We start from the raw sequence: 26603 nt of genomic DNA, 5'->3' as shown, positions 1-26603 counted from the left end.
CCACACCCCAAACCGGCAATTCGCAACCTGAAACCTGTTATTTCCACTGAAAGTCACCCTCAAAAACCGTCACACCGCAACCGCTTCCCAGTGATAAAATCTTGCGCAAAATGTTTGATATAGCTGCTTTTTTGTTAAGGGGGCACTGTGAGTGCGGATGACGATTCAGTGAAAAAAAGATATCCCAGGGCGGCTTATGCGCCCCTTGAGGATTACTGCACCATTGCGCCTCCGCCGCCGACAGGGGAAGACCCGGAGCCAGTGGCACAGTTCGAGTACAGTTTTGATCTGTCCTGTTCGGCAGAGTCATTGCACCAGCACAGCACTTGCGAATTTGCGTTAGGCGACACCGAAGCAGAAGACTGGCGGGCAAACTGGCAAATCAAACCCGTTGAACAGGGTTATCGCCACACCACAGAGGTCAGGGTTGAAGAGCCGAAACATTTGTACGTGAACCGCGCCAGCTCATCGCTGGGTGTGACTCCGGTTGAGCCGGTGACCGTTCATCCCAAAGGAGCCGGTCAGGTTCAGGAAGCTTTCGTGGCTGTGATGCCTGCGGTGGAAATTGACGGTCGTCTGGGCCACCCCACACAGGGTTACTTCTACCATTTTTGTGACGATAAGCTGGTGCAGGAATACCAGATTCTTGGTAATCAGCGCTGGGCATTTCAGGCGACGTATTCCACTCATGATCAACTCAGTGATGCGCTTTATCAGGGTGCACAGAGTGCCATCCTACTGCCGTGGAAGCGAGGCGATCAGAAGGCAGACAATCAGTATCTGGTCTACCGCCGCGAGCGGATCACCCGCCTGCATCTGGATAATCTGAATGAAGACTGGCTGGTACAAAACGGCGTCAAAATCGATCTCGGTGCGCTGCTGGATGCCATCAAAGAGCCTGTTGTTGTGCGGGAAAACAGTAGCAATGAGCAGCGTCAGACTGAGTCAACAAGCTCTCATACGGTGCAGCGCGATCCGGCCACCGGACAGCGGGAATCATGGTCTGATATTGCACAGCAATACGGCCTGACCGCCCGAGAATTACTGGATTTGAATCCAGGCTATGAAGAAAACCCCCTGTTGCTGGAGGCGGGACAAATTCTGACGGTGCAATCACCGGATGCTGTGGCTGCCTCCGAGCCGGTCAGAGAACGGCCGCCGGTGCCGCCAGCCGATGTTAATCAGCCGCTCAACACTTGCTATCACTACGACGGTTCGTGCATTGAAGACACCAGCATCATTCCGATGTATCCCAGCGGGCTGGCGGCAGACATTCCTGTCGTGCGTATCAAGTCGGTGGTAGCGCCGGTGTTTGCCAAATCCTGCGATATCCCGCAAGGATGCACAGACGCCGGTACATCGCCAGAGCCGATCACCCATTTCGGGCCGTTCTCGTGGTTTTTCAGCTCGGCTCATGCCAATCCAATCGCAGTTATTCAGGCACAGCAAGCCACCCAATCAGCACTTGCGAGCAGTGCTGGCGGCGCGGTTGGCAACAAGGCACTCAGTTCGGCCAATAAGGATGCCGCAAACGCTCTCACCAGGTTGACCGGTAAACTCGGCAGTGTGCTGGATGACTATCGGCTGATGACCTCAGGCGGCATTACCTCAGTGCTGATGATGCAGCGAAAAATCTGGCACGATGATGACACCCAGCACACCGAAGAAGAACTGCACAACCTGGAAAGCGTGCAAAGCCGGATCCGCATCCGCTTGACCGACCCGGCACCGGGCGAATCTTACCCGCAAGTTCGTGCGTATCACATGGATGACACCCGTATTCCGGTACGTTATGTCGGACTGGATAAAAAGACCAACAGCTACTCAGTTGCGCTTGAAGAAAACGGCCCGCATATTACCTGGACGCCGAATGAAGAGGGCAAGCCAGAGTGGCAACTGACACCGGATCATGACGACGGTTTTGAGGCGGACGATATTCACACCATACCGATATCTGATATGCCAACCCCGACGGTTGAAACCTATCCTGCCGCAGAAGAAGCCCACTGGAGCGATGCGATTCTGGTGTTTCCTGTCGATTCAGGGATTGCACCGATTTATTTGGTATTTAATAAACTTAATAGGGATATACATTTTTTTCCTGCACCTGATGGAACACCGCCGTTACCTGCATTTCCTGATGCAATACGTGTAAAGTCTAAAACCAGTGTTCAAGGGGGAGGGTCAAAGAGAAGGCGATGGAAAGATAAAAAACATATTTATGAGTGGGATTCACAGCATGGCAAGGTCGAAGTTTATGATAAAAATGGCAAGCACATCGGAGAATTTGACCATATAACGGGTGAGCAAAATAAACCTCGAGATCCATCCAGAAAAATAGAGAAATAACATGTATATACTAGAATTATTTGACAAAAAAACAGAAGAGTTAGTTGTTGAACATCAATTGCTAGAACTTAAAGATGACGATGTACTAGATCTATTAGGTTTTCCTTTACAAGGAAACTGTGCTGATTTAGATGAAAATCAAATAATAAAATTAGAGAACGTATTAGGTAGAAGCTTTAATTGTGTAGGCTATGATGCAGAGCTTTGTGAGGTTGAGAGTTAGTGCTTATTCTCGCCGAAATCTTAGTAATATTTTCGATAAAATGCTGCCTCCCTTGTGGATTTCCGCCTGCGCAGAAATGACGGAGGAGAGGAAAATGACAGACCCGGCACAGGGCGAACCTTACCCGTAGGTTCGCGTCTGGCACAGAGACGATGCGTATATTTCGGTGCATAAGCTTGATTATGCCTGTTCTCCCTAGCGAATTTTAAGCTGCCGCGGAATCACTTCGACGCCGGGGTGGTACCGTCCCGCGGTGGCATTGAGTGCCAGTTCCAGTGCACTGTCAGCAATATCTTCAAACTGTTGTGGCAGAGAATGTATGCGCATTGGCAGAAAATCCAACAGTCTGTGATCGCCAAAGGTCGCCAGTTTGATGGTGGCCATCAGCTTGGGGTGGGACAGAAAACAGTCCAGCATGCCTTCAAACAGGGTGTAGGAGGTAATGAGTATACTGTCCGGCACCTGATCGCTGTCAATCCAGGTCTGCAGTAGGCGCTGGCCTTCTTCAGGGCTGAAGTGCGTGCCATACAGCGTATTGACGGCTATGTCTGGCCGGTGATCACGGATGGCGGCATGGAATCCCATTTCCCGCTGTTGCGAGATACCCAGATCCGGCACGGCGCCAATCAGGCCAATAGAAGCAGTGTCAGCTTGTATGAGCTGCTCGGTCAGCGCATAAGCACCATCGTGATCTTCACTGATTACACAGGCAAAAAATTCATCATCCAATCCACGGTCAATCGCGATAACCGGGACACCGGCTTCCTGGATCTGGCGGTAAAAAGCATTGTCAGCAGGTAAGCTGCTCGCCACAATCAGAGCGTCGATACGCCGCCCGACCAGCGTCTGCGCCACTTTCATTTCTGTCTCTGGTTCATCGTCAGAGCAGCTGATAATCACCTGGTAGCCGGCTTTGCGGGCATCACGCTCAAGAAGCTTGGCCAATTTTGCGTAACTGGAGTTTTCCAGATCCGGGATGATCAGGCCCAGCGAACGTGAGCTGCCTGCCCGCAGCGCGCTGGCGGCATGGTCGGGTTTGAAGTTGTGTTCATCAACCACAGCCATGACTTTTTGCTGGGTCTTTTCACTGATCCGGTACTGGCTGGCTTTGCCGTTAATCACATAGCTGGCCGTCGTGCGGGAAACGCCCGCCAGTCTGGCAATTTCATCTAGCTTCATCGTGTCTCATTCACTCGAAAATCTGGCAAAGTGTGTGGTGGATCATAGATTGAAAACGGATCCAATGTCCAATGTTTGCAATTCTTGCTGAATCGATCCAGCATCATGGCTGAAAGGTTTCAGCACTGTCTTATCAGGTATTCTATACTCTCTGGTACATCGCTGAAACTTTTTATTTACCTCGTTGCTGAATCGTTTCAGCTTGACTTAAGTTGTCATTGAGCATGAATCGGTTATCAGACAAAACACTCAGTATATCCGGCCTCCAGAGCCGGTGAGAACAAACAGGGGAGTGAAACATATGTTGTCACTGACGCAGCAAGACATAGTGCTGAATCAATCAGCCAGAGATAAAACCGCGGCAATATCGGCCCTTGCCAGTGAACTGACACAACAAGGCTTGGTATCTGAAGGCTATGTCAAAGGCATGCTGGCCCGTGAGGCGCAAAATTCGACCTTTCTCGGTAGCGGGATTGCTATTCCTCACGGGACAACCGATACCCGTGATCTTGTTCAGCAAACCGGGGTGAAAATTCATCACTACCCGCAGGGTGTCAACTGGGGTGACGGTAATACTGTGTATCTGGCGATTGGCATTGCTGCGAAATCGGACGAACACCTCGGGATACTGAAACAACTGACGAAAGTGCTGTCGGCAGATGGTGTGGCAGAGCAGATCCGGCAATCTAACACTGCCGAGGCTTTAATCTCACTGCTCAACGGTGACACTCAGCTGGAAGCCGATTTTGATGAGTCACTGATTGCCCTGCATTTTCCTGCGACCGATTTGCTGCAGCTGACAGCGGTAGCAGCCGGCCTGATTAAAAATAAGCAGGCAGCCGATAACGCATTTGTTGCTGATGTGATAGCTGAGGGCGCTTCGTATCTGGGGCAGGGACTGTGGCTGGCCAGAAGCAGCAAAGGGGTTAACCGCACGACCATGTCTTTTGTGACGCCGTCACAAGACATCATCCACCAAGAACAATCCACCCACCAAGAACAACCGGTGAAAGGCTTGCTCATGCTGGCAGCCTGTAACGCGGCCTGTCATAAGCCGCTGAACCTGCTGGCGCAAAAGCTCTATCAGAACCAGCTGCACACCTTGTTTGAAGCCGATGCGGCACAACTGCCGGCCTTGTTGACAGACGTTCAGCCAGCGGTGAGCGATGAGGCTAACACAGCGGTGTTTAAGATTCGTAATGCGCACGGCCTGCATGCCCGCCCCGGCGCCATGCTGGTGAGCGTGGCGAAGAAATTCGAATCGGCTATTCAAGTGAAAAATCTGCAGGGCGACGGTAAATCTGTCAATGCCAAGAGCCTGATGAAAGTGATTGCACTGGGTGTTAAGCATGGTCATGAACTGGAATTTATGGCTGACGGCTCGGATGCCCCTGAAGCCCTGTCGGCCATCGGTGATGCGATTGCTGCCGGACTGGGTGAGGGCAGATAGATGAACACTCAGGCAACCCGAAATGACACCCAACCCAAAGTGGTGGCGGTCAATCTCAATCCGGCGCTGGATTTGACCGGCAGTTTATCCGTGCTGGAGGCCGGTACGGTCAATCTGGTCGAACGAGGATCTCTGCACCCGGCAGGAAAAGGGGTCAATGTTGCTCGTGTGCTGGCCGAGCTGGGCGCTGCTGTGACTGTGACCGGTTTGCTGGGAACCGAAAATCAGGATCCGTTTTGTGAGCTCTTCAGCCAGTACGGTATTGAAGACGCGTTTGTCCGTGTACAGGGAGCAAGCCGGATTAATGTCAAACTGGTTGAAGCCAGTGGCCGTGTCAGTGACATCAATTTTCCCGGTGTGACAGTCAGCCAGGACGATGTTGTCGCCATGGAAAACAAATTGTTTGAGCTGGCCGAGCAGCATGAGGTGTTTGTGATTGCAGGCAGCCTGCCGGCGGGACTGAGCCCGCAAGTTTGTGCGGACTGGATCAAAAGATTAAAAGAGCAGGGCAAAAAGGTGCTGTTTGACAGCAGTAATCAGGCCCTGAAAGCCGGCCTGACGGCTTCGCCCTGGCTGGTGAAGCCCAATGATGAAGAGTTGTCCGCCTGGTGCGGCAAGACATTGGAAACACCCGCTGAGCTGAAAAGCGCCGCGGAAACGCTCTATCGTCAGGATATCGCGAATGTTGTGGTGTCGCTGGGCGAAAAAGGCGTGATGTGGCTGGATGAATCTGGCTGGCTGTACTCACAGCCGCCAGGCATGGAGGTCGTCAGCACCGTTGGCGCCGGGGATACCCTGGTGGCTGGCTTATGCTGGGGTTACCTCAATCAATGGAATAAACAAGAAACACTGGCGTTTGCGACGGCTTTGTCGGCACTGGCAGTGACCCAGATAGGGGTCGGCGTACCTGATGCCGGGTTGCTTAACCAAACGTTGGAAAGTGTTCAGATCAGTAACCAGCAGCCTGTTGGTCAAAACGTGAATTGTTGAATGACAAAGGTGACGACATGAAGATAGCAATACTGACCGCTTGCCCGAGCGGAATCGCAAATACGGTCATCGCGGCCGGATTAATGGAACAGGCCGCGAAAGCGCTGAACTGGCAGGCTGAGATTGAAGCCCAGTCCAGTATTATGCCGGTGACACCGCTGTCACAAACCGCCATAGAGCAGGCAGATGCTGTGGTAGTAATTGCAGACTGCCCGGTGGATCTGAGCCGTTTTGTTGGTAAAAAAGTGTATCGCGGCGACATGGCAGGCTGCCTGGCTGATCCTGATGCCTTCCTGCAATCGGCGGTATCACAGGCAACTGTGCTGGAGCAGGCGGAGCCCGTCGCTGCAGAGTCCGCATCAACTTCTGCGGCTCAGCACATTGTTGCCATTACGGCATGCCCGACAGGGGTCGCACACACTTTTATGGCAGCAGAAGCGCTGGAAGCAGAAGCCAAATGCCAGGGGTATAGCATTAAAGTCGAAACCCGTGGCTCGGTGGGAGCCAAGAACCAGTTGACGGCTGAAGATATTTCAGCGGCTGATTTGGTGATCATTGCTGCCGATATAGAAGTGGATCTGTCTCGTTTCGAAGGAAAGCGACTGTATAAAACCAGTACCGGTGCCGCATTGAAGAAAACCCGACAGGAAATCGACAATGCTTTTGCTTCGGCTTCCGTGTTTCATGGTAAAGCCTCCGGCGCGGCCACGCCGTCAGCCAAAGAAGAGAAAACCGGTCCTTACAAGCACTTGATGACGGGCGTATCGCACATGTTGCCATTGGTGGTTGCCGGTGGTCTGGCTATCGCCCTGTCGTTTGTGTTCGGTATTGAAGCGTTCAAAGAAGAGGGCACCTTAGCTGCGGCATTAATGCAAATTGGTGGCGGCTCGGCCTTTGCACTGATGGTTCCAGTGCTGGCGGGCTATATCGCGTACTCTATCGCGGACCGTCCGGGTCTGGCGCCGGGTTTAATTGGCGGTATGCTGGCCAGTTCTACCGGGGCCGGATTCCTTGGTGGTATCGTTGCCGGTTTCCTGGCGGGGTACAGTGCCAAGCTGATTGCAGAAAACGTGCGTTTACCCTCTTCGATGGAAGCACTGAAACCCATTCTTATCATTCCGCTGCTAGCCAGCCTGATCACCGGACTGGTGATGATCTACATCGTTGGCGGTCCGGTGTCTGCGGCCATGAACGGGTTGACTGAATTTTTGAACAACATGGGTTCAACCAACGCTGTGCTGCTGGGCATTCTGTTGGGCTGTATGATGTGCTTTGATTTAGGTGGCCCGGTCAACAAAGCGGCCTATACCTTTGGTGTCGGTCTGCTGGCATCACAAACCTATGGCCCGATGGCGGCCGTGATGGCCGCCGGTATGGTACCGGCGCTTGGCATGGGTCTGGCCACTTTCCTGGCTAAGCGTAAGTTTTCACAGCCTGAGCAGGAAGCGGGTAAAGCCTCTTTCGTGCTGGGACTGTGTTTTATCTCAGAAGGGGCGATTCCATTTGCCGCTCGTGATCCCATGCGAGTGATTCCAAGCTGCATGGCTGGCGGCGCGTTAACCGGTGCATTGTCTATGCTGTTTGGGGCAAAACTGATGGCACCGCATGGTGGTCTGTTTGTGTTGTTCATTCCTAACGCCATTACACCTGTGCTGATGTATCTGGTCGCGATTGCAGCAGGTACGATTCTGACGGGGGCCACCTATGCGTTTTTGAAACGCACTGAACAGGCGGAACTGGTGACGGCATAATGAAAAGAGCCCCAGACATATAAAATGTCTGGGGCGTTGCCACCGCTGCCTACTGAATCTGTGGGTGCTTATCCTCATTATGCACTCTGCTTTCCCCAAAAAGCGCATGACATAGAGTGACTGAGAACACCGACCGCTTTGTTGTATGTAGGCTCTCCGTGCGAGTAAAAACTGCCGTATTGGCGAATGCGCATTTTTCCCAATTATTATTGTTGATTGCCCAATGTCATCGTGGATGCATTGATGTTGTTATTATTGCCATCGCATGTTGCCTGCGATTATTCTTCGACTGTGTACAGAATGGTGTCATCACTGGTAATCAGCAGGTAGGTATCCCCTGGCTCCAGGTTAGGTAAACAAAGATCCAGTTGCTGCGGATCTACCACCTCGCCGTCCTGACCTTTGGTCGCTGAAATTTCAAACTTATCACCACAACTTGCCATCAATATGGTTGACGAGACTTTACCTGCAGCAACATTGGTTGAGCCAGTGGCTGTGGCTGACTGGTAATCAATTTTGATGTCTGTGTTGGTAAAGACTCTGAACCCGTACTGATCATCCGGTACGTCATCGTCGTTATCGCGTCGGATAGAGGTCACTCTGAAGCTATTGGTGGTTTCCCCATCCAGCCAGACAATCGTCCACCAGTCCTCACCATTGTTGAGCAGGGTATTTGTCTGCGCCGGTTCTTCTTCCAACTGGTATTTGGTGTCCCAGATACCAATGGAGACAGGCTGGGCTGAACTGCCGCCCCAACGGTGCATATACTCGCGATGTGTGCTGTCGCTGATCGGGCCTCCTTGCATATTACCTGTGGTGAACAAACTGGTAGTGCTCGCATCTGAGCCGTTTTGCACAAATACATTCACTTGCTCGCGGGCTGTATTGACGAAGGTCAGTCTGGCCTGGTGTTCAAGCTGACCGCTGCCACCTGATGCATCGCCAGAATCACTGCCTGAGCCGCCACCACAGGCAGTCAGCGTTACAATAATTCCCAGATTAAGCGTAAAACCCCAAAATGGCTTATTCATTTGCCACCTCTAGTTGGATTAATTTATTCCTTTCTCAGTAAGCATATTTCAACGATTGGAGCTTTTTTGAGTAATAAGGTGGGCGCAGAAAAGTTTTCATTAATTAGTTCAAATTGCGAGGTTTTTTCACTCTCAAAGCTGAGACACGCTGTCTGGCGGCGGGATAATGCATACACTCAGCAAATCGGGAGGAGAAATATTCGTGACGCAGGAAAACCACTAAACCATAGTTTGACACTATGGTTTAGTTAATGGTGTAGTTAATTTTATAACATTATCAATACTATTTTATTAACACATTCTGCGTTTCAGGCCGCTGATATCCAGCAACCGGGTTGAGATCTCTTCAACCGACAGAGAGGTGGTGTTGAGATAAGGGATCGCTTCGCGGCGGAACATTGCCTCTACTTTTGACAACTCACTTTCACATTGCCCTTCACTGGCATACTGGCTGTTGGCGTAGCGCTCATTGCGTATGGTGACAAGGCGCTCTGTATCTATGGTTAAACCGTATGTTTTGTAACGATAAGGCTCAATCCCTTTGGGTAGTCTGAGGCTGTTCATATCGTCAGCTATGAAGGGGTAGTTCACTGCACGAATGCCAAACTGCATGGCCAGATAGAGGCTGGTAGGGGTTTTGCCACATCTTGATACGCCAAGCAGAATAATATCGGCCTTATCCAGGTTACTCAGGGATATTCCATCGTCATGAGCCAGGGTGTACTCGATGGCTGCGATCCTGTCTTGATAGCTTGCCACATCACGGCTGATGCTGTGTGAGCGGCCCAGCATGGCATTGGGTTGCATGTTCAAATCTTTACTCAGAGGTTGCACCAGAGCGTCAAGCACATCATACAATTTGGCCTGACATTGATTAATAACGGCTTTTACTTCAGGCAGAACGATGGAGTAAAAAACCAGTGGCTCGATGCCGGATACCCGATGAGCTTCATCAATTTTTTCTTTGACTTGCTGAGCGCGTTCAACCGACTCAACAAAAGGCAGTGTGGTTTGGCGAATCTCGAGGTTAAATTGACCGAGTACGGCATGCCCAAGTGTTTCAGATGTAATCGCTGTACCGTCAGAAACGTAAAACACATCACGAAAATCAGATTTGCGGCGCATAATAAGTTGAGTCCTTTAGATGATCCTGTAACGATTGAGGCCAACATACAATTTATAACTATAACCCTACAGGGTAAGTGTTCTGCTGAGCAAGGTTTTGCCAGCAGTTTGTCTCGAACGGTTACTATTCTGAAGCAAGTTTTTTTTGAATGCTAAAGCAATCGTTTCCGTTAAGAGTTTGCCCACACTATACAGCTGATCCAATACAAGGAGACTTCCCGTGCAACAGAATGTTGTTTGGTATGATGCTTTATCAATGAACGACGTTGATAAAGTTGGTGGTAAGAACGCATCGCTGGGCGAAATGGTCGCCAATCTTGCGAATGCTGGCGTGAAAGTACCTAACGGTTACGCAACAACATCTTATGCATTCAACCAGTTTCTGGAAGCCAATAACCTGAATGATCGTATTTACGATCTGCTGGATACGCTGGATGTCGATGATGTGAACGCGCTGAAGCAGGCGGGTGATACTATCCGTAAATGGGTGTATGAAGCACCGTTGCCAGCCGACCTTGAGCAGGACATTCGTCAGTGCTACAAGGAACTGGGTGAAGGTGACGAGATGTTGTCCGTCGCTGTACGCTCTTCTGCAACCGCTGAAGACCTGCCAGATGCCTCATTCGCAGGCCAGCAGGAAACTTTCCTTAACGTTCGCGGTATCGATTCAGTTTTCGAAGCCGTGAAACACGTATTTGCTTCTCTGTTTAACGACCGTGCTATCTCGTACCGTGTTCACCAGGGTTTTGACCATAAAGGTGTGGCACTGTCTGCGGGTATTCAGCGCATGGTACGCTCTGATAAAGCCTCTTCCGGTGTGATGTTTACACTGGACACTGAATCTGGCTTTGATCAGGTCGTGTTCATCACTTCTTCTGTAGGTCTGGGTGAAATGGTCGTGCAAGGCGCGGTTAACCCGGACGAATTCTACGTACATAAACCTACCCTGGTTGCCGGTAATCCTGCCGTCGTTCGCCGTACTCTGGGCTCTAAGCTTCAGAAAATGATTTACGGTGAAGGTAAAGCCCTGGGTACACAAGTTGTTATTCAGGACACAACCGCCGAAGAGCAAAACAGCTTCTCCCTGACCGACGCCGAAGTCGAGGCTCTGGCGAAGCAAGCCATGATCATCGAAAAACACTACGGTCGTCCGATGGACATCGAGTGGGCGAAAGATGGTATCACCGGTGAGCTGATGATTGTTCAGGCGCGTCCGGAAACCGTTCGTTCCCGTGATGATGCCAATGTGATGGAGCGTTTCCACCTGAATGGCCAGGGTACATCTCTGGTTGAAGGTCGTGCTATCGGTCAGCGCATCGGTACCGGTGTGGTCCGTGTGGTGAATCATCTCGACCAAATGGATCAGGTACAGGCTGGTGATGTGCTGGTGGCTGATATGACTGACCCGGACTGGGAACCTGTCATGAAGAAAGCGGCTGCCATCGTGACTAACCGTGGTGGTCGTACTTGTCACGCGGCGATCATTGCCCGTGAACTGGGTATTCCTGCCGTTGTCGGTTGTGGTAACGCCACTGAGCTGCTCAAAGACGGCCAGATCGTGACAGTTTCCTGTGCACAAGGCGAAACGGGCTTTATCTACGAAGGCGAGCTGGATTTCGAAATCCGCCGCTCTGAAGTGGACAACTTGCCTGAACTGCCACTGAAAGTCATGATGAACGTGGGCAACCCGGATCGTGCATTCGACTTCGCCTGCATTCCAAACGAAGGTGTGGGTCTGGCGCGTCTGGAGTTCATCATCAACAAGATGATCGGCATTCACCCGAAAGCGCTGCTGAACTATGACGCGCAATCGGACGAGCTGAAAGCTGAAATTGATCGCCGCATCGCTGGTTACTCCGACCCGGTTGAGTTCTACATTCAGAAACTGACCGAAGGGATCTCCACCCTGGCTGCCGCATTCTGGCCGAAGCGTGTGATTGTACGGATGTCAGACTTCAAATCGAACGAATACCGCAATCTGGTTGGTGGTGTGAACTTCGAACCGGTTGAAGAAAACCCGATGATTGGTTTCCGTGGCGCATCGCGTTACGTGTCGCCTAAGTTCCAGGATTGTTTTGCACTGGAATGTGAAGCGATTAAACGTGTTCGCAATACCATGGGTTTGCGTAACGTTGAAGTGATGATCCCATTCGTGCGTACCGTGAGCGAAGCGGCTTCTGTAATTGATCTGCTGGCGAAATTCGACCTGCGTCGCGGCGAGAACGGCCTCAAAGTCATCATGATGTGTGAGCTGCCATCGAACGCGATTCTGGCCGAAGAGTTCCTGAAGTACTTCGACGGCTTCTCGATTGGTTCCAACGACATGACACAGCTGACGCTGGGTCTGGACCGTGACTCAGGTGAAATCGCCCATATGTTTGATGAGCGTAATGAAGCCGTGAAAGCCATGCTGTCGATGGCCATTAAAGCAGCCCGTAAAGCCGGGAAATATGTCGGTATCTGCGGTCAGGGCCCATCTGACCATGACGATCTGGCCGACTGGCTGATGGAGCAGGGCATCGATTCTGTTTCACTGAACCCGGATACCGTGGTGGAAACCTGGCTGCATCTGGGTAAGAAATAAGTACAAGTCAGCTAAGCTGAAATGAAAAAATAAGCCCGCGCATGTCGCGGGCTTTTTCATGTTTGTCCGTCTTGTCAGGCAAAGGGGATATCCGTACTCACAACACACTCGAATAGTTCCTCCCCCTTTTCAAGGGGGAGGTTAGGAGGGGGTTACTGGGCACAGACGCCAAATATGTGCTCACTTCACGAACCCCACCCTGACCCTCCCCTTGCCAAGGGGAGGGGATAATCGTGCTCACAATAGATTCGGTGCTGTTCCTCCCCCTTTTCAAGGGGGAGGCTAGGAGGGGTTACAAGGCACAAACGCTACATTTGTGATCACTTCGCGACCACCCTTAAACAACACTCACCGCCTCTTTTTCCTTCCGGCGGGTAAAGGCAATCCCGGCCACTAAAACCGCGAAGCCAATACAGACCCAAACCGGTAATTGCGGGAAAATGACAGCCGTACTGGCAAGTAAAGATGCCAGACCATAACCCAGGGTATGCGACATCGAAATCAAACCGGCGATCTTTCCGGGTTTTTCCGGGTTGGTTTGTGTTGCCATTGACGTATATGCCGGCACTAAAAGTGCAGCGCCTACGGAAACCACGACCATGGCGATAGTGAATACCCAGAAAGCCGAGTTGAGGAAAAGCACGAAACCAGCCAGCAGGGCAAAGCCGCCCAGCCGGTACATGGTGTCGATGTCCAGTTTCTTCTTTTTGATCACCAGCACCTGGGTCAACAGGGTAAACGCGGCGCTCAGAGTCAGCAGCAAGCCAATAGCCTGACTGATGTCATCTGTGGCCCACATGGTGATCGATTCAATTAAAGGCGACAGGCTGTATTGCAGCAAAGCAACAACCGTGCAAAGCAATAAACCTGTCAGTAATAACGGCAGCAGCGTCATTTCCGGCAGTTTGCGTGACTTGCCTGGCGGCGATGTTTTTTCTGAATCCGCTTTCGGCGTAAAAGCTGGTTTGGGCAGCCAGCAGGCGCCAAGTAAGGCAATCACTGGAAATGCGACCATCAGCATCAGTGGTGCATAGGTGTGCAGTTGTAAAGCGCCCATCGCCAGCAAAGGGCCAATCAGCCGTCCTGTGCTCAGCCCGATGCTGACGGATGTTATGGCTTGCAGGCGGTTGCCTTCACCGCACAGTAATATCGCCCAGTGCTGACTGGCCGGCACCATACCTGCCACAGTACAGCCGTAAATGATACGCGCCACTATAAGCCCGGCCAGCCACAGGTAGGTTTGTTCGCTGAACTCATTGCTGAGGGCGGTGAAAATGAGTAGAAGCAGAAAACTGACCGCCATTCCGGCTAACGCCTGAAGAACGACAGTTTTTGGCCCGTTCCGGTCACTGAAGCTGCCCCAGAAAGGTGCCGAAGGCAGAAACAGGAAACTGCCAATCGCAATCACAATCGACCAGGTGGGCAAGCCAAATGCGGAGTGTTCAACAAGAAAGGGAAGTGACACTAATAAACCATTTTGTCCGATGCCCATTAAGGCAGCGATAAGCGCGATAAGGGTAAGGTGAAAGCGACGTTGTGTTCGGCTGGCATCGTGCGTCATGTTCCCGTCCTGACTGGAAATGAGTGTGAAAATCAGGTGATACAAAGCAAAGGAGAAGTGTTCTCGTTCTCACTTGAGATTAGTGATGGGTATCCTACATCTAATTAATGGTTGTGAAAACTATTATCATTAACAGTAGGCTGTGATAAAGTTCGTGCACTCTGTTGTGCAACACATTACCGCATTCATGTATCAACTCATTGACGCTGCCTTTGATGTGGACGGGAAACGGATTCTTCATCCTACGTCACTGGCCTTTGAACCCGGAAAAGTCACGACTTTGCTCGGCCATAATGGTTGTGGCAAATCCACTCTGATGAAACTGCTCAGCCGGCAAAATGTGCCTGCTGCCGGGCAAGTTTTGCTCAAAGATCAGCCTGTTCAGAAGTTTGACAGTAAGACATTTGCTCTCAATGTCGCTTATCTGCCTCAGCATCCACCGATCACAGATGGTGTGACAGTGCGCGAATTGGTGTGTTTTGGCCGGTATCCCTGGAAAGGTGCATTCGGTCGTTACAGCCAGCACGATTACCTGTTAGTCGATGAAGCGATTGAGAGAGTGGGGCTGGCCCACTTTGCTGATCGTTTTGTTGCTACCTTGTCTGGCGGTGAAAGACAACGGGCCTGGGTCGCCATGTTGCTGGCACAACAGAGCAAGTGTATTTTGCTGGATGAACCGACTTCTGCGCTGGATGTCGCCCACCAATATGAATTGCTGCATTTAATCAGGGAATTGAACCTCAGCCTTGGATTGACTGTCATCATGGTGTTGCATGATGTCAACATGGCAGCCAAGTTCAGCGACCACTTAATTGCTTTGCATTCAGGTAAAGTGATCGCACAAGGGGCGCCAGAAGAGATGATGACCCCTGATGTTCTCAAGAAGATATATGGCATGGAGCTGGCGCTGTTTTCGCATCCGCAAACCGGCCAACCGATCAGTTACATTCCATAGCAATAAAAACAGGGAAAGACCGTGAGAAAGACTATCGCATTGCTTTTTACCGTACTGACTTTTCAGAGTCAGGCGATGACGATAAAGCACGAGTTAGGCGAAACAGAATTTACTGAGCCGCCTGAGAAAGTGGTGGCACTGGACTGGGCGCTGACAGAAACCGTGCTGAGTTTGGGGGTGATACCCGCAGGTGTCGCGGATAAAGACGGTTACCGTACCTGGGTAGGCGAGCCTGCATTGCCCGATTCAGCGATGAATGTCGGCTCACGGCGAGAACCCAATCTGGAGTTGCTGGCAGAGATGCAGCCAGATGTTATCCTGGTCAGCAATCACATGAGCCCTGTCTATCAGCAGCTAAATGCCATTGCGCCGACACTGGTGTACACCATTTACAGCGATTCGAAAACACCGCTTGCCAATGCCGTTAAGGTGACTCAGCAGTTAGGAAAAGTGCTGGGCAAAGAGCAAAGGGCGCAATCTGTTATTGAAACCGTATCGGCTCACCTCAAGCAAAACGGTGATAAAGTCCTTGCTTCTGAGGCAGGGCAAAAACCTTTGATGTTTGTTCGGTTTATCAATGATAAAACCCTGCGTATTCACAGTGAAGGGTCTCTGACTCAGGACACTATTACGGCGATGGGGCTGAAAAACGACTGGCAGGAGCCGACCAATATGTGGGGATTCACCACAGCCGGTATCGAAAAAATGGCTGAACATCAAAACACGAATGTGATGATTTTCGGCCCGTTGAAAGCGGATGAGCAAAAGAAGCTGATTCAATCACCACTCTGGCAGGTGATGGCGTTTACCCGTTCGGATTCCGTTTATGAGTTGCCTGCGATCTGGACTTTTGGTGGTTTAGTCTCAGCGCAGCGCTTTAGCGATTTCATTACACAAGCATTGACACAGAACTAATGCCGTCCCAGGTTACTTTGATGGATTCATTGCTGCGCTCGGGCCAACAAACCCGGCTGCTGTTGATTATACCGGGCCTGATAGTCGTTATTGGCTATCTGCTCAATCTTACCGTGCCTTATTCGCAAGGGTTGCCATTACTCTGGGAAACGCTGCTCAATTACGATCCCACCAATTACCAGCACATTATTGTTAACCTGACGTATTTGCCTCGCCTGGTGGTTGCGGTGTTATGTGGTTTTTCCCTGGCAGTTGCAGGGGCTGTCATGCAATTTGTGTTACGCAACCCAATTGCATCGCCAACGACCCTGGGTGTGGCCTCTGGTGCCGAGCTGGGTATGGTACTGGGTATCTTGTTATTGCCGGCATCTTTAGCAACACCTTCATTTTTTCCTGCGTTTCTGGGGGGCTCTCTGGCTACAGCTCTGGTGTTTCTGCTGTCGGCTAAACGGGGGTTCGCGCCTGTTCATATGGTACTGGCTGGCATGGTGATCAGCCTGTTTTTTGGTTCTGTCAATACCATGCTGTTACTGCTTCATGAGCAGACTTTGTCGTCTGTTTTTGTCTGGGGTGCGGGTACGCTGAATCAAAACGGGTGGGATACAGTCACGACTTTGCTGCCTATGACGCTCTTACCGCTGGCTGCTTTAATGTTATTGCAGCGCCCGTTAGCGTCTTTGCAACTGGGCGATGGCGTTGCTAGCTCGCTGGGTATAAACGTTAAACAGATTAAAGTGTTGTGTCTGGGGCTGGCCATTTTTATGACGGCAAGCGTGGTCAGCGAAGTAGGGCTGATTGGTTTTGTCGGCATCGTTGCACCAGCCGTTGCGCGTATGCTGGGTAGCCGGAAGTTGCATCAGAATATTCTGCTCAGTGGGGTGATTGGCTCGCTGATGCTGCTGCTGGCTGATCTCATCATTCAGCCATTCTCTGGTGTCGGCGGCGAGATGCTGCCAACGGGTGCCATGACCGCCTTGTTAGGTTCACCGTTTTTACTTTGGCTGCTGAGGCGAAAAACCTTACAGTCCGAGCTTAGAGCAAGGGATGAAAGTACTGCTCACTACCATCAGCGTGATTTTAAAAAGACCGTGCTGATTTTGTCTGTGTTTGCATCTTTATGCTTGATCCTGGCGATCACCGTGGGCCAGGGGCAGCAAGGCTGGTCCGTGACTTTTACGGACGCTGTCTGGGAATACCGTTTCCCCCGGGTGGCTGTGGCTCTGCTTGCGGGCATTGGTCTGGCACTGGCAGGTACGATTATTCAGCGTGTGACAACCAACCCCATGGCAAGCCCTGAAGTCTTGGGTATCAGTTCAGGAGCCGCTCTGGCACTGGTTATCGGTGCATTGCTTGGTATTTCCGTTGAACGTCATGAACAAGTCATGCTGGGTACGGCGGGGGCGTTGCTCGTAACTGCAGTGATCTGGCTGATGGGCAAGAAGCATCAGTTTGCACCTACGCAGACTTTGCTGACAGGCATAGCATTAAGTGCCGGCCTTGATGCTTTCCTGCGCATCGCGATGTCCTCGGGGCAGGATAATGTCCGCGCTTTGCTGACCTGGCTTTCAGGTTCCACCTATTTGGTTTCAGCTCAGGATGTCACCTTACTGGCTATCGGTGTCGGCGGGCTGCTGATAGTCACTTTGTCGCTGAGTCGCTGGATCGACCTGATTGGGTTGGGTGAAGTCAGTGCAACCAGTGTCGGCCTGGATTGCCGGCGAGTCAGGCAGTTATTGCTGTTACTGGTTGCGGGTTTGACAACGCTTTGCACTATCGTGATTGGTCCATTGAGTTTTGTCGGGTTACTTGCCCCGCATATGGCGCGCACCCTCAACCAGTACACGGCAAGCCGACAACTCATTGTTGCCTGTTTACTGGGTGGTTGCCTGATGATGGTTGCCGATTGGATAGGGCGAAACCTATGGTTCCCCTGGCAATTTCCCGCGGGCTTGCTCGCTTCAGTGATAGGCGGCGGTTATTTCCTGTATTTGATGCGAAAGTAGCGTTTACAGTCGATATCTAAGTCACAGAGTGTGTTTTGGTAAAAAGCACTGCATTTGTTTCGAAAGCCAGCAATGATTGCTGGCTTTTTTACTTTTAGCTCAGTCAGATACCAAGTCTCAATAACAGAATTTGCCATATAAAAAATTCAAATAGAATTAACATAAAAGTATTGATTATGTTTTTGATAATCATTAGCATTTGACACAATTGTTAATGCAATGAGTTCATTATGAAAATACATAACACATCCTGCGCAAACTTAACCTCGGATCAGCATGATGTTGCCGCGGCCTGTTTCTTAAATGCGCTTGCCAGAGAATGTTCATCCATTCAGTTTGAGTCAGGAAGCGAAGGTACGAGTTTTCTGATTCCGCTAGCCAATCAGCAGCAAATTCGTATTCCTCTTCGTTATTACTCTTCTTTGGGTGTTCATGAATATCATTTTCCGGCCTTGCTGGATGCCGGGACATCCAGTGAAATCAGCTTTCCAGAGCTGGTCGCTCTTATTCTGGAAGAGCCCTCGCTGGTTGGTTTGGTGACAGAAGAACAAAAACATATTTTCATCAAACGTGTTATGGAAAGTCACCACAATACCTACAGTGCTACCAGCCAAAGCCCCTATGGTGAGGTGCTGTTTAACCAGGCGTTGAATTTTCAGCAAGCGGAGCAGGGGCTGCTGATTGGCCACTCTTTTCATCCGGCTCCTAAGAGTCGTGAACAGTTCAGTACAGACGATGCGAAACGGTTTTCTCCTGAGTTTGGCAGCCATTTTCCCCTTCGCTGGCTGGCTGTTGATTCATCTATCACTGTGTCTGGCAGCTCTGCTGAACAATCCGTCACAGAGCGCATGTCCGAGCTGATTCGCTCTGACGCAAGGTTTAATCAGGCACTGTTAGAATCGCTTACTGATAATCAGGTTCTGCTTCCAGTGCATCCCTGGCAGTGGCAAGTATTTGGTCAGTATCCGGATGTCATTGAATACTGCGAGAAGGGGTTGATTAAAGACTTAGGGGAATCAGGATGCGACTGGTATCCAACCTCGTCGACGCGTTCATTGTACGCGCCTTCTTTGCCGTACATGCTGAAATTCTCGCTGAGTGTGAAACTGACAAACTCAATTCGTAACCTGTCGGTCAAAGAAGTGATTCGTGGTATTCGTTTGAATCAGCTCTTTTCAGAGACAGATATTCAGCATGTGCTGGGTAACGGGAAAGGGTTTCAGCTGATGCAGGAACCTGCCTATCTGGGGCTGATTGATAAAAACGGAAAAGCCATAGATGAATCTCTGGTGGCGTTTCGTGACAATCCGTTAGCAGACAAGGAAAATGAAGAAGCGGTTGTGCTGGCAACCTTGGCACAGCAAAATCCATTTGGTGGCAAAAGCCTGTTAGCAACACGGGTTGCCGATTATGCCGCCAGTCAGAAAATTAGCTCAGAGCAAGCTGCGAAAGCCTGGTTCCAGGCGTATTGTGAGCATTGCGTTATTCCTTTGTTTAACCTTCAGGCCAACTATGGCGTGGTATTTCTGGCTCACCAGCAAAACATTGTTCTGCAATTGCAAGAGGGTTTTCCGGTCGGCATGTATTACCGGGATTGTCAGGGAACCGGATATACCGATCTGGCTTTCGAGCGATTTGCAGATGCCTTGAGCGACACCAGGCAGGATGTCGAAAATTACTGGAGCCAGGAGAAAGTACGTCGCTACTTTGCTTACTACCTGATTATTAACTCTACATTTAACGTCATCGGTTCTATTTGTGCTGGCGCTGAAATTGAAGAAATGACGCTGATTGCCATTCTTCGCGAACAGCTTGAAGCGCTTAAAGATCAGGGCGTCAGCGACTCCGCCTGTCTCGACTATGTGCTCAATGACGAAGGTCTGTGCTGCAAAGGAAACTTCTTCTGTTACCTGCAGAATTTCAATGAAAACTCCATTCCGGATCCAGCCGTGATCTACTTTGATCTGCCCAATCCACTCATCAATGTAAAGGAAGCCATGAATGTTTAATGCAAAGACGTTTCAAGTGGTTGAAGGAAGCGAAAACCCACTTCGCGTGCAGTTGACGCTATCGGAAAGTGATCTTGTCAATCCTCAGGTGATAGAACAGCTGATTGCTGATCTGGATGGCGAATTCAGTCAACAGTTTGACTGCAATTGTTTTCAACTGGAAGCCTCTGAAGTGATTCTGGCCGAGCTGGCAAAATGGCTGCCGTTATGTGAAGGGGCGGCGTTATATAAATCGCTGTTTTACCAGATGCCCGCGCAATGGCATCGCCACACGGTATCGAGCCACTTTCCGTTGATTGAAGTGCAGACAAACAACCAGTACCGCCATCATCCGCTGCGTCCTGTCATGCCAACCGGTACTGTTTACCAGCGCTTTGATCATCAGGCCGATCTTGACATCTCTTTTCGCGTCTTTGATATGGAGCGGGATCTGGATCGATTTGTTCGCTGGATGAATGATCCCCGTGTCGCGCATTTCTGGGAGCAGGCCTGGAGTAAAGACGATCTGGCGGAGTTTGCTCAGTCCCGATTGAATGACCCGCACATTATTCCGCTGATTGGTGAGTTCAACGGCGAAGCATTTGGTTATGTTGAGGCTTACTGGGTGTGCGAAGACAGACTCAGCCCTTATTATGACGTGCAGCCTTATGATCGCGGTATCCATTTATTAGTGGGTGAAGACCAGTTCCGCGGGCCGAGGTATTTTAACTGTTGGATGCGTGCAATCAGTCATTATCTGTTTATTGATGATGTGCGCACGACTCGCATTGTTCTTGAACCCCGTTCAGATAACCAGCGCCTGTTTAACCGGATTAAAGAAGTGGGTTATCAGAAGCTGTTTGAATTTAATTTTCCGCATAAACGTTCAGCGCTGCTGATGCTGAAGCGCGGTGCATTCTTTGAGGAACAATGGTGATGATTCAACAGGCGTTGCAAAAGTACTGGCCTCAGGCGAATCGTGCCATCGTGGCCAAGATGATCAGCGAGTTTGCCTATGAGCAGGCTTTTCAGTTTCAGGTGTCAGAAGACGGGTTTATCCTGAATCTGGATCATGGTGTCAGCTACCGGTTCGAAGGAAAAGCAAACATTTGGGGGCAAGTGGTGATTGACCCGCAGACTGTCACGCGCATACCGGATACCGGGTCATTGCTAGCCACTCAATTCATGATGGATATTCAAAGCCTGCTCAACATACCGGATGAAGCATTAGCCGAGCATTTTGAAGATTTGAATGCCACCTTGCTGGGTGACTGTAAGCTGGCAGAGAAAAAACAGGCTATGACAGTGAAAGATCTGGTCAGTTTGAGCTGTGAGTTGCAGCAGACCTATTTCGACGGTCATCCGAAGTTTGCTTTTAATAAAGGCCGCAGAGGGTGGGGGACGGATGATCTTGACCTCTACGCTCCGGAATCGCAACGTGCATTTCAGTTAGGCTGGGTTGCCGTTCATCATTCGATTTTGCAAAAATCAACCAACGCACGCACCCATTGGCAGGAGCTGGTTGACTCGGCGGTCTCTGAAGCAGAACAGGCGAAGCTAGGGCGTGTATTAGCTCAATGTGAGGTAGAGCAGCAGGATTATACTCTGGTACCAGTGCATCCCTGGCAGTGGTCTCAAAAATTATCATTGTTATTTGTCCGAGAAATGGCTGACAAATCGTTGTTGTATCTTGGTGAGTTTGGCGACTACTTTTTGCCGCAACTGTCTATCCGTACCCTGAGTAATGTATCCCGGCCACAGGGCTATGATATCAAGTTACCGCTGACAATCATGAATACTTCCTGTTATCGGGGTATTCCTGGTCGTTATATTTTGGCGGGTCCGCTGGCATCAGACTGGATCGATCAGGTTTTTAAAAACGATCCGCTCTTGCTGGGTAAAGAGGCTGAAGTGTTGCAGGAGCCGGCTTCGGCTTATGCAGCGCAAGCGGATTACAAGCTGCTGGAAAAAGCGCCATACCGATATCACGAACTGCTGGGTGTTATCTGGCGTGAATCTCTGGCCTCTAAGCTGAGAACAAATGAATCTGCCATTTTGATGGCTGCCCTGATGGAGTCTGATTCTCAGGGCAATCCGCTGATCGGCGAATACATTGCAGCGTCAGGGCTGTCTGTTGAAGCATGGCTGACCAAACTCTTTGATGCTGTCGTAATACCTTTTTATCACTTGCTGACTAAATATGGCGTGTCGCTGATTGCTCACGGCCAGAATATTACTATCGTGATGGAAAATTTCGCACCCAAACGCATTCTGCTGAAAGATTTCCAAGGCGATATGCGTCTGGTTGAGCGTGATTTGCCCGAACAGGACTCGCTTGATCCTATGGTCAAAGCCGTGACGGTACGCTTACCTGAAGAGCTGATCATCCATGATTTGCAAACGGGTCATTTCGTCACAGTGCTGCGTTTTATCTCTCCATTAGTTGAAAAGCTGGGATTCACAGAGCAGCAGTTCTATCGCTTGCTTGGCGATCGAATCGGTGAGCATATTTCCCAGCATCCTGAACTGGAAGAGCGGTATGAGCGGCTGGATCTGTTTAAACCCCGAATTTTGCGTATTGGATTAAATCTGGCGAAGTTCAGACACAGCACTGATAGCAGTGCGTCCCGAATGCTGCCGGACATGGACGACATGCTTGATAACCCATTGGTTTTAGCCCGATAACAATAAGGAAATAGAAATGAAAATGAATAATCATAAACAATGTCTGGACTTGGCGGGTGTGGGTGTAGGGCCGTTCAATCTGAGTGTGGCGGCACTTATTGAAAGTAAAACTGAGCTAAATGCCTGCTTTTTTGAAGGTCGTGAATCTTTTTCCTGGCATCCGGGGCTGCTGCTGGACAACACCAATATGCAGACCATGTTTCTGAAAGACCTGGTGACGGCTGTTGATCCGCAAAACCCATACTCATTTTTGTCATACCTGGTTGATCAGAAAAAGTTTTATCGTTTTTTGTCTGCAGAGCTGAGTTGTATCAGTCGTCATGAATTTTCCGATTATCTGGCCTGGACAGCACACCAGTTATCAAACGTACAGTTCTCAAGCCGTGTGGAGAATATTGAGTACACGGGAGAAGCGTTTGAAATTGAAACGACGAATGGTGCTTACTTAGCGAAAAATCTTTGTATCGGCACAGGCAAGGTGCCGTTCATCCCTGATTGTGCCAAGCCGCACATCAGTGACAAGGTGTTTCATGCAGCTGAAATGGGGCTGCGTGATCGTGATTTTACTGGTAAGCGCGTCATGGTTGTCGGTGGTGGTCAGAGTGGTGCTGATATTTTCCTGAACGTGCTGAACGGTAAGTGGGGCAAAGTGAAAAGCCTGGACTGGTTATCCCGTCGTTCGAATTTCCAGCCACTTGACGAAGCGGCATTCACCAATGAGTTCTTCACACCTGAATATGTCGAAACATTCCTGGACTTGGAGCCGTCAGTCAAACAGTCTGAAATTGATGCACAGAAACTGACTTCAGATGGTGTGACACAGGCAGCTTTGTTAGCGATTTATCGCGAGCTTTACTATCGGTTTGATGTCCTGAAAGAAGACAAGTGGGTACGACTGCTGCCGCACAGAACGGTTAATGTCGTTGACAATCTGTCTGGTGGTTTTGCTATTCAGTCACTCAATGCACTGAGCCAGCAGGTGGAAGCGCATGAAGCCGATATCATTATCCTGGCGACCGGCTTCAGTTCACCGTATCCACAATGTCTGAAATCCATTCTGCCGTTACTGGAATTGGATGAAAAAGGCCGATATGGCATGACGGCTAATTTCGAATTGAAATGGAAAGGCAGCGCTGACAATAAAATCTTTGCGGTGAATGCCGGCATGCACAGTCATGGTATAGCCGAGCCTCAACTGAGCCTGATGGCATGGCGCAGTGCGCGGATTATCAATCAGCTTTGTCAAAAATCTGTCTTCGATATTGAAAGTGATAAGGGCATGATCGAATGGGTAACAGAGCGCTTGGTCACTGAGTATGCCAAGGCTTCTTAAGTGCCAATCTGGCCTTATAGATATCCTTATTAAATATAAGGCCTTAAAAAAATACATAAAAATTGAACTTTTTTTACCTTGGATATGGAAATAAAGTGGCAAATGAGTATGATTATCAAACTCTGTATTGGTAGTTAACTTAAAACAAGAAGTGGTAATCATGTCCGTGAAAAAAGGGATGTTTCAATTGACGACAGTGGCAGCTGCAGTGGCCGCCACTACTTTCGTATCCAGCGCAGCTTTCGCTCAAGAATATAAGACAACGGAAGAAAAAATGGTGGTGGTGTCCAGCCGCGCACCGAAAGCAATCAGTGATATTCCAGGCACTGTCTGGTACATCGACAATGCTCAAATCGAGCAAGAATACCGTGGTGGTAAAAGTCTGGGTGAAATTCTTGCTGCAGCGGTTCCATCGCTGGACGTAAGCAGCCAGGGCAGAACCAATTATGGTCAGAACCTGCGTGGTCGTCCGATGCTGGTGATGATAGACGGTGTATCACTGAACTCTTCTCGTCTCATCAGCCGTCAGTTGGATTCTATTGATCCGTTTAATATTGATCGTATCGAAATTCTTTCTGGCGCTACTGCGATCTACGGCGCTGGCGCAACCGGTGGTGTGATCAATATCGTCACTAAAAAAGCAGAAAGTGATGAGCTACAGTTTGAGAGCTACGTCAGTACCACATCTGGCTTTAATAGTAGCGATGACTTTGATTATAAACTGGCCCAGTCTGTCAGCGGTGGCAATGACTTGGTAAAAGGTCGTGCTTCTGTTGTTTATGGTGAAACACAGGGCTATTACGATGCTAATGGCGATATCGTTGTACCAGACATTACGCAGGGCTCTGTCCAATTCAATGAAGTGATTGATGTACTGGGTACGCTATCAATTACGCCAACCGATACTCAAACAGTAAATCTTCTGGCTCAATACTACAGCAGTGAGCAAGATAGCCCGTATGGTATTTACTTCGGTCAGGATCTGGCTGGTGTAAATAAAAACATTACAGGCAATCCAGGTGATAAAAGTCTGATTGATGTCAGAGACGGTTTCGAGTCTGATCGTCAGGGCTCAACCGAACGTCTGATGCTTAATGTAGATTACATTAACACTGACTTTCTGAGCCACGAGTTACTGGTTCAGGCATCATACCGTAATGAAACACTGAGCTTTATTCCGTTTATCTATTCAACGTATTTAGCGGCATCTGAGCAGGAAACGGACGTGATCAGCCTTCGTGCCGCGATGATCAAATCCCTGGATAACCTGACTCTGACTTATGGTATTGATGGCTATATCGATAAATTAGACAGCAATCAGATGCTGTTTGACCGTCAGACCAGTTATAACTCTGGCGGCTTAGTGAATCGCAAAGCTTCGATGATTGGCCGTTATCCTGGTACCGAAGTGTCTTCTATCGCTGGTTTTATTCAGGCGGACTATGCGATCACTGAAGACTGGACAGTTGAAGGTGGCTATCGTTTCCAGTACATGAATAACAAAGTGGATGATTTTGTTGCTTCAGGTACGCAAGTTGCGATCGCCCATGGTAATGGCACGTCTGCTGATGCGGTACCGGGTGGTGAAACGGATTATGATATCGGTTTATTCAATCTAGGCACTATCTACCACCTCACCGATACAGATCAGGTGTGGGCGAATTTTTCTCAGGGTTTTGACCTGTCAGACCCAGCGAAATATTACGGTGTTGGCACTTATGATGGCCCGGATGCCAATGGCCATTACAACCTGACTGGCAGCATCAATGTCGATGACTCGAAACTGGCTGGCATTAAAACCAACAGCTATGAAATTGGTTATCGCCATGATGGCAGTGATTTGAGCATTCAGACTGCTGTTTATTACTCTCAGTCTGATAAGAAAGTGAACGCCAATAAAAAGACGCTTAACATTGAACTCCTGGATGATAAGACACGAGTTTATGGCTGGGAAGGTCAGGCATCTTACTGGGTGAGTAATGCTTTGCAGGCTGGTGTAAATGGACACCTGGTGAAATCTGAAGTGCAGAATGCTAATGACGATTGGGTGAAGCAATCTATCAACTATGCAAGTGCTTCAAAAGCTGGGGCTTGGCTGGCCTGGTTTGAAGATAGTTACGCACTGAAACTGCAAAGTCAGACTTTGTTTAATCTGGATGATGAAGCCGGCAATGAAATTAATGGTTATACAGTATTTGATTTAGTAGGTAATTATCAGTTACCAGTGGGTAGCCTTGGTTTCGGGATTCAGAACCTGCTGGATCGTGAATACAGTACAGTTTGGGGACAGCGTGCCGCGGGTTGGTACTCAAGCTATGGTCCTGCAGAAGTTTTTGACTACAAAGGCCGTGGCCGTACTTACACCCTGAACTACCAAGTGAAGTTCTGATCCGTTAAATATACATGTATCCTGCCTTTAAACCGCCCGACACCTCGGGCGGTTTTTTTATTTTTTAGAAAGAGCATCATTCATCCATTAGC

The 26603-nt window shown here is 49.8% G+C and carries 18 protein-coding genes; 14 read left to right on the top strand and 4 right to left on the bottom strand.

What is annotated here, in order from left to right:
* The first annotated feature begins 147 nt into the window (after positions 1–147).
* Together L6J37_RS21410 and L6J37_RS05465 are read left to right on the top strand one after the other, a co-directional pair.
* Positions 148–2349 (top strand): colicin E3/pyocin S6 family cytotoxin, encoded by a 2202-nt coding sequence (locus tag L6J37_RS21410; RefSeq protein ID WP_237794442.1) that lies wholly within the window; start codon positions 148–150, stop codon positions 2347–2349.
* Between the two features lies 1 nt (position 2350).
* The gene (locus tag L6J37_RS05465; protein WP_218384708.1) at positions 2351–2572 is read left to right on the top strand and encodes a DUF7683 domain-containing protein; all 222 of its coding nucleotides are present in this window, start codon (positions 2351–2353) and stop codon (positions 2570–2572) included.
* Positions 2573–2767: 195 nt separating this feature from the next.
* On the opposite strand, the gene cra is transcribed toward L6J37_RS05465, so the two are convergent.
* Positions 2768–3751: a catabolite repressor/activator gene (gene cra / locus L6J37_RS05460; protein ID WP_237794441.1), complete on the bottom strand. Its 984-nt coding sequence runs from the start codon at positions 3749–3751 to the stop codon at positions 2768–2770.
* A gap of 301 nt (positions 3752–4052) precedes the next feature.
* Here cra and fruB point away from each other — a divergent pair, with 301 nt between their 5' ends.
* From fruB to fruA, 3 genes are read left to right on the top strand one after another with little or no spacing between them, the layout of a single operon-like run.
* The gene (gene fruB, locus L6J37_RS05455; protein WP_237794440.1) at positions 4053–5201 is read left to right on the top strand and encodes a fused PTS fructose transporter subunit IIA/HPr protein; all 1149 of its coding nucleotides are present in this window, start codon (positions 4053–4055) and stop codon (positions 5199–5201) included.
* A complete protein-coding gene (gene pfkB, locus L6J37_RS05450) occupies positions 5202–6191 on the top strand; it encodes a 1-phosphofructokinase (RefSeq protein ID WP_237794439.1) in 990 nt (329 codons plus the stop codon). It abuts the gene before it with no gap.
* Between the two features lie 17 nt (positions 6192–6208).
* On the top strand, positions 6209–7942 hold the full coding sequence (fruA, locus tag L6J37_RS05445) for a PTS fructose transporter subunit IIBC (RefSeq protein WP_237794438.1): 1734 nt from the start codon (positions 6209–6211) through the stop codon (positions 7940–7942).
* A gap of 278 nt (positions 7943–8220) precedes the next feature.
* Here fruA and L6J37_RS05440 read toward each other — a convergent pair whose 3' ends face one another.
* Both L6J37_RS05440 and ppsR read right to left on the bottom strand, forming a co-directional pair.
* Positions 8221–8973: a hypothetical protein gene (locus L6J37_RS05440; RefSeq protein WP_192016622.1), complete on the bottom strand. Its 753-nt coding sequence runs from the start codon at positions 8971–8973 to the stop codon at positions 8221–8223.
* 291 nt (positions 8974–9264) lie between these two features.
* Positions 9265–10098, bottom strand: a complete 834-nt coding sequence (gene ppsR, locus L6J37_RS05435; protein WP_192016623.1) for a posphoenolpyruvate synthetase regulatory kinase/phosphorylase PpsR — start codon at positions 10096–10098, stop codon at positions 9265–9267.
* Positions 10099–10318: 220 nt separating this feature from the next.
* Here ppsR and ppsA point away from each other — a divergent pair, with 220 nt between their 5' ends.
* A complete protein-coding gene (gene ppsA / locus L6J37_RS05430) occupies positions 10319–12682 on the top strand; it encodes a phosphoenolpyruvate synthase (RefSeq protein WP_192016624.1) in 2364 nt (787 codons plus the stop codon).
* Positions 12683–13019: 337 nt separating this feature from the next.
* Here ppsA and L6J37_RS05425 read toward each other — a convergent pair whose 3' ends face one another.
* Positions 13020–14243 carry an MFS transporter gene (locus tag L6J37_RS05425; protein WP_237794437.1) on the bottom strand — a complete coding sequence of 408 codons (1224 nt, stop codon included), beginning with the start codon at positions 14241–14243 and terminating at the stop codon, positions 13020–13022.
* 187 nt (positions 14244–14430) lie between these two features.
* Between L6J37_RS05425 and L6J37_RS05420 the strand changes: the two genes are divergently transcribed.
* The 8 genes from L6J37_RS05420 (at position 14431) to L6J37_RS05385 (ending at position 26511) form a co-directional block, all read left to right on the top strand.
* Complete coding sequence (locus tag L6J37_RS05420) at positions 14431–15198, top strand: ABC transporter ATP-binding protein (RefSeq protein ID WP_218384696.1); 768 nt, start codon at positions 14431–14433, stop codon at positions 15196–15198.
* Between the two features lie 21 nt (positions 15199–15219).
* The gene (locus L6J37_RS05415) at positions 15220–16113 is read left to right on the top strand and encodes an ABC transporter substrate-binding protein (RefSeq protein WP_192016627.1); all 894 of its coding nucleotides are present in this window, start codon (positions 15220–15222) and stop codon (positions 16111–16113) included.
* 20 nt (positions 16114–16133) lie between these two features.
* Positions 16134–18116: a Fe(3+)-hydroxamate ABC transporter permease FhuB gene (fhuB, locus tag L6J37_RS05410; RefSeq protein WP_237794436.1), complete on the top strand. Its 1983-nt coding sequence runs from the start codon at positions 16134–16136 to the stop codon at positions 18114–18116.
* Between the two features lie 230 nt (positions 18117–18346).
* Entirely contained in the window at positions 18347–20125 is a 1779-nt protein-coding gene (locus L6J37_RS05405; RefSeq protein WP_237794435.1) for an IucA/IucC family protein, read from the top strand.
* A complete protein-coding gene (locus tag L6J37_RS05400; RefSeq protein WP_237794432.1) occupies positions 20118–21041 on the top strand; it encodes a GNAT family N-acetyltransferase in 924 nt (307 codons plus the stop codon). The genes L6J37_RS05405 and L6J37_RS05400 overlap by 8 nt, the downstream gene beginning before the upstream one ends.
* Positions 21041–22789: an IucA/IucC family protein gene (locus L6J37_RS05395; protein ID WP_237794430.1), complete on the top strand. Its 1749-nt coding sequence runs from the start codon at positions 21041–21043 to the stop codon at positions 22787–22789. The genes L6J37_RS05400 and L6J37_RS05395 overlap by 1 nt, the downstream gene beginning before the upstream one ends.
* Positions 22790–22811: 22 nt before the next feature.
* Positions 22812–24122 (top strand): lysine N(6)-hydroxylase/L-ornithine N(5)-oxygenase family protein, encoded by a 1311-nt coding sequence (locus L6J37_RS05390; RefSeq protein ID WP_370630681.1) that lies wholly within the window; start codon positions 22812–22814, stop codon positions 24120–24122.
* Between the two features lie 160 nt (positions 24123–24282).
* Positions 24283–26511, top strand: a complete 2229-nt coding sequence (locus tag L6J37_RS05385) for a TonB-dependent receptor (protein ID WP_192016633.1) — start codon at positions 24283–24285, stop codon at positions 26509–26511.
* The last annotated feature ends 92 nt before the right edge of the window (positions 26512–26603 follow it).

Source organism: Photobacterium sp. WH77, assembly GCF_022014395.1.
GTDB lineage: Bacteria > Pseudomonadota > Gammaproteobacteria > Enterobacterales > Vibrionaceae > Photobacterium > Photobacterium arenosum.
Note: the sequence above shows the minus strand (reverse complement) of the source record. Positions and strands in the feature narration are given on the sequence as shown.

Bases quoted from the DNA above. Each gene is read 5' to 3' on its own strand.
- L6J37_RS05440 (WP_192016622.1), bottom strand. From the start codon at position 8,973: ATGAATAAGCCATTTTGGGGTTTTACGCTTAATCTGGGAATTATTGTA.
- L6J37_RS05390 (WP_370630681.1), top strand. From the start codon at position 22,812: ATGAATAATCATAAACAATGTCTGGACTTGGCGGGTGTGGGTGTAGGG.
- cra (WP_237794441.1), bottom strand. From the start codon at position 3,751: ATGAAGCTAGATGAAATTGCCAGACTGGCGGGCGTTTCCCGCACGACG.
- fruB (WP_237794440.1), top strand. From the start codon at position 4,053: ATGTTGTCACTGACGCAGCAAGACATAGTGCTGAATCAATCAGCCAGA.
- L6J37_RS05425 (WP_237794437.1), bottom strand. From the start codon at position 14,243: ATGACGCACGATGCCAGCCGAACACAACGTCGCTTTCACCTTACCCTT.
- fruA (WP_237794438.1), top strand. From the start codon at position 6,209: ATGAAGATAGCAATACTGACCGCTTGCCCGAGCGGAATCGCAAATACG.
- pfkB (WP_237794439.1), top strand. From the start codon at position 5,202: ATGAACACTCAGGCAACCCGAAATGACACCCAACCCAAAGTGGTGGCG.
- L6J37_RS05420 (WP_218384696.1), top strand. From the start codon at position 14,431: ATGTATCAACTCATTGACGCTGCCTTTGATGTGGACGGGAAACGGATT.
- ppsR (WP_192016623.1), bottom strand. From the start codon at position 10,098: ATGCGCCGCAAATCTGATTTTCGTGATGTGTTTTACGTTTCTGACGGT.
- L6J37_RS05405 (WP_237794435.1), top strand. From the start codon at position 18,347: ATGAAAATACATAACACATCCTGCGCAAACTTAACCTCGGATCAGCAT.
- fhuB (WP_237794436.1), top strand. From the start codon at position 16,134: ATGGATTCATTGCTGCGCTCGGGCCAACAAACCCGGCTGCTGTTGATT.
- L6J37_RS05385 (WP_192016633.1), top strand. From the start codon at position 24,283: ATGTCCGTGAAAAAAGGGATGTTTCAATTGACGACAGTGGCAGCTGCA.
- L6J37_RS05465 (WP_218384708.1), top strand. From the start codon at position 2,351: ATGTATATACTAGAATTATTTGACAAAAAAACAGAAGAGTTAGTTGTT.
- L6J37_RS05395 (WP_237794430.1), top strand. From the start codon at position 21,041: ATGATTCAACAGGCGTTGCAAAAGTACTGGCCTCAGGCGAATCGTGCC.
- L6J37_RS05400 (WP_237794432.1), top strand. From the start codon at position 20,118: ATGTTTAATGCAAAGACGTTTCAAGTGGTTGAAGGAAGCGAAAACCCA.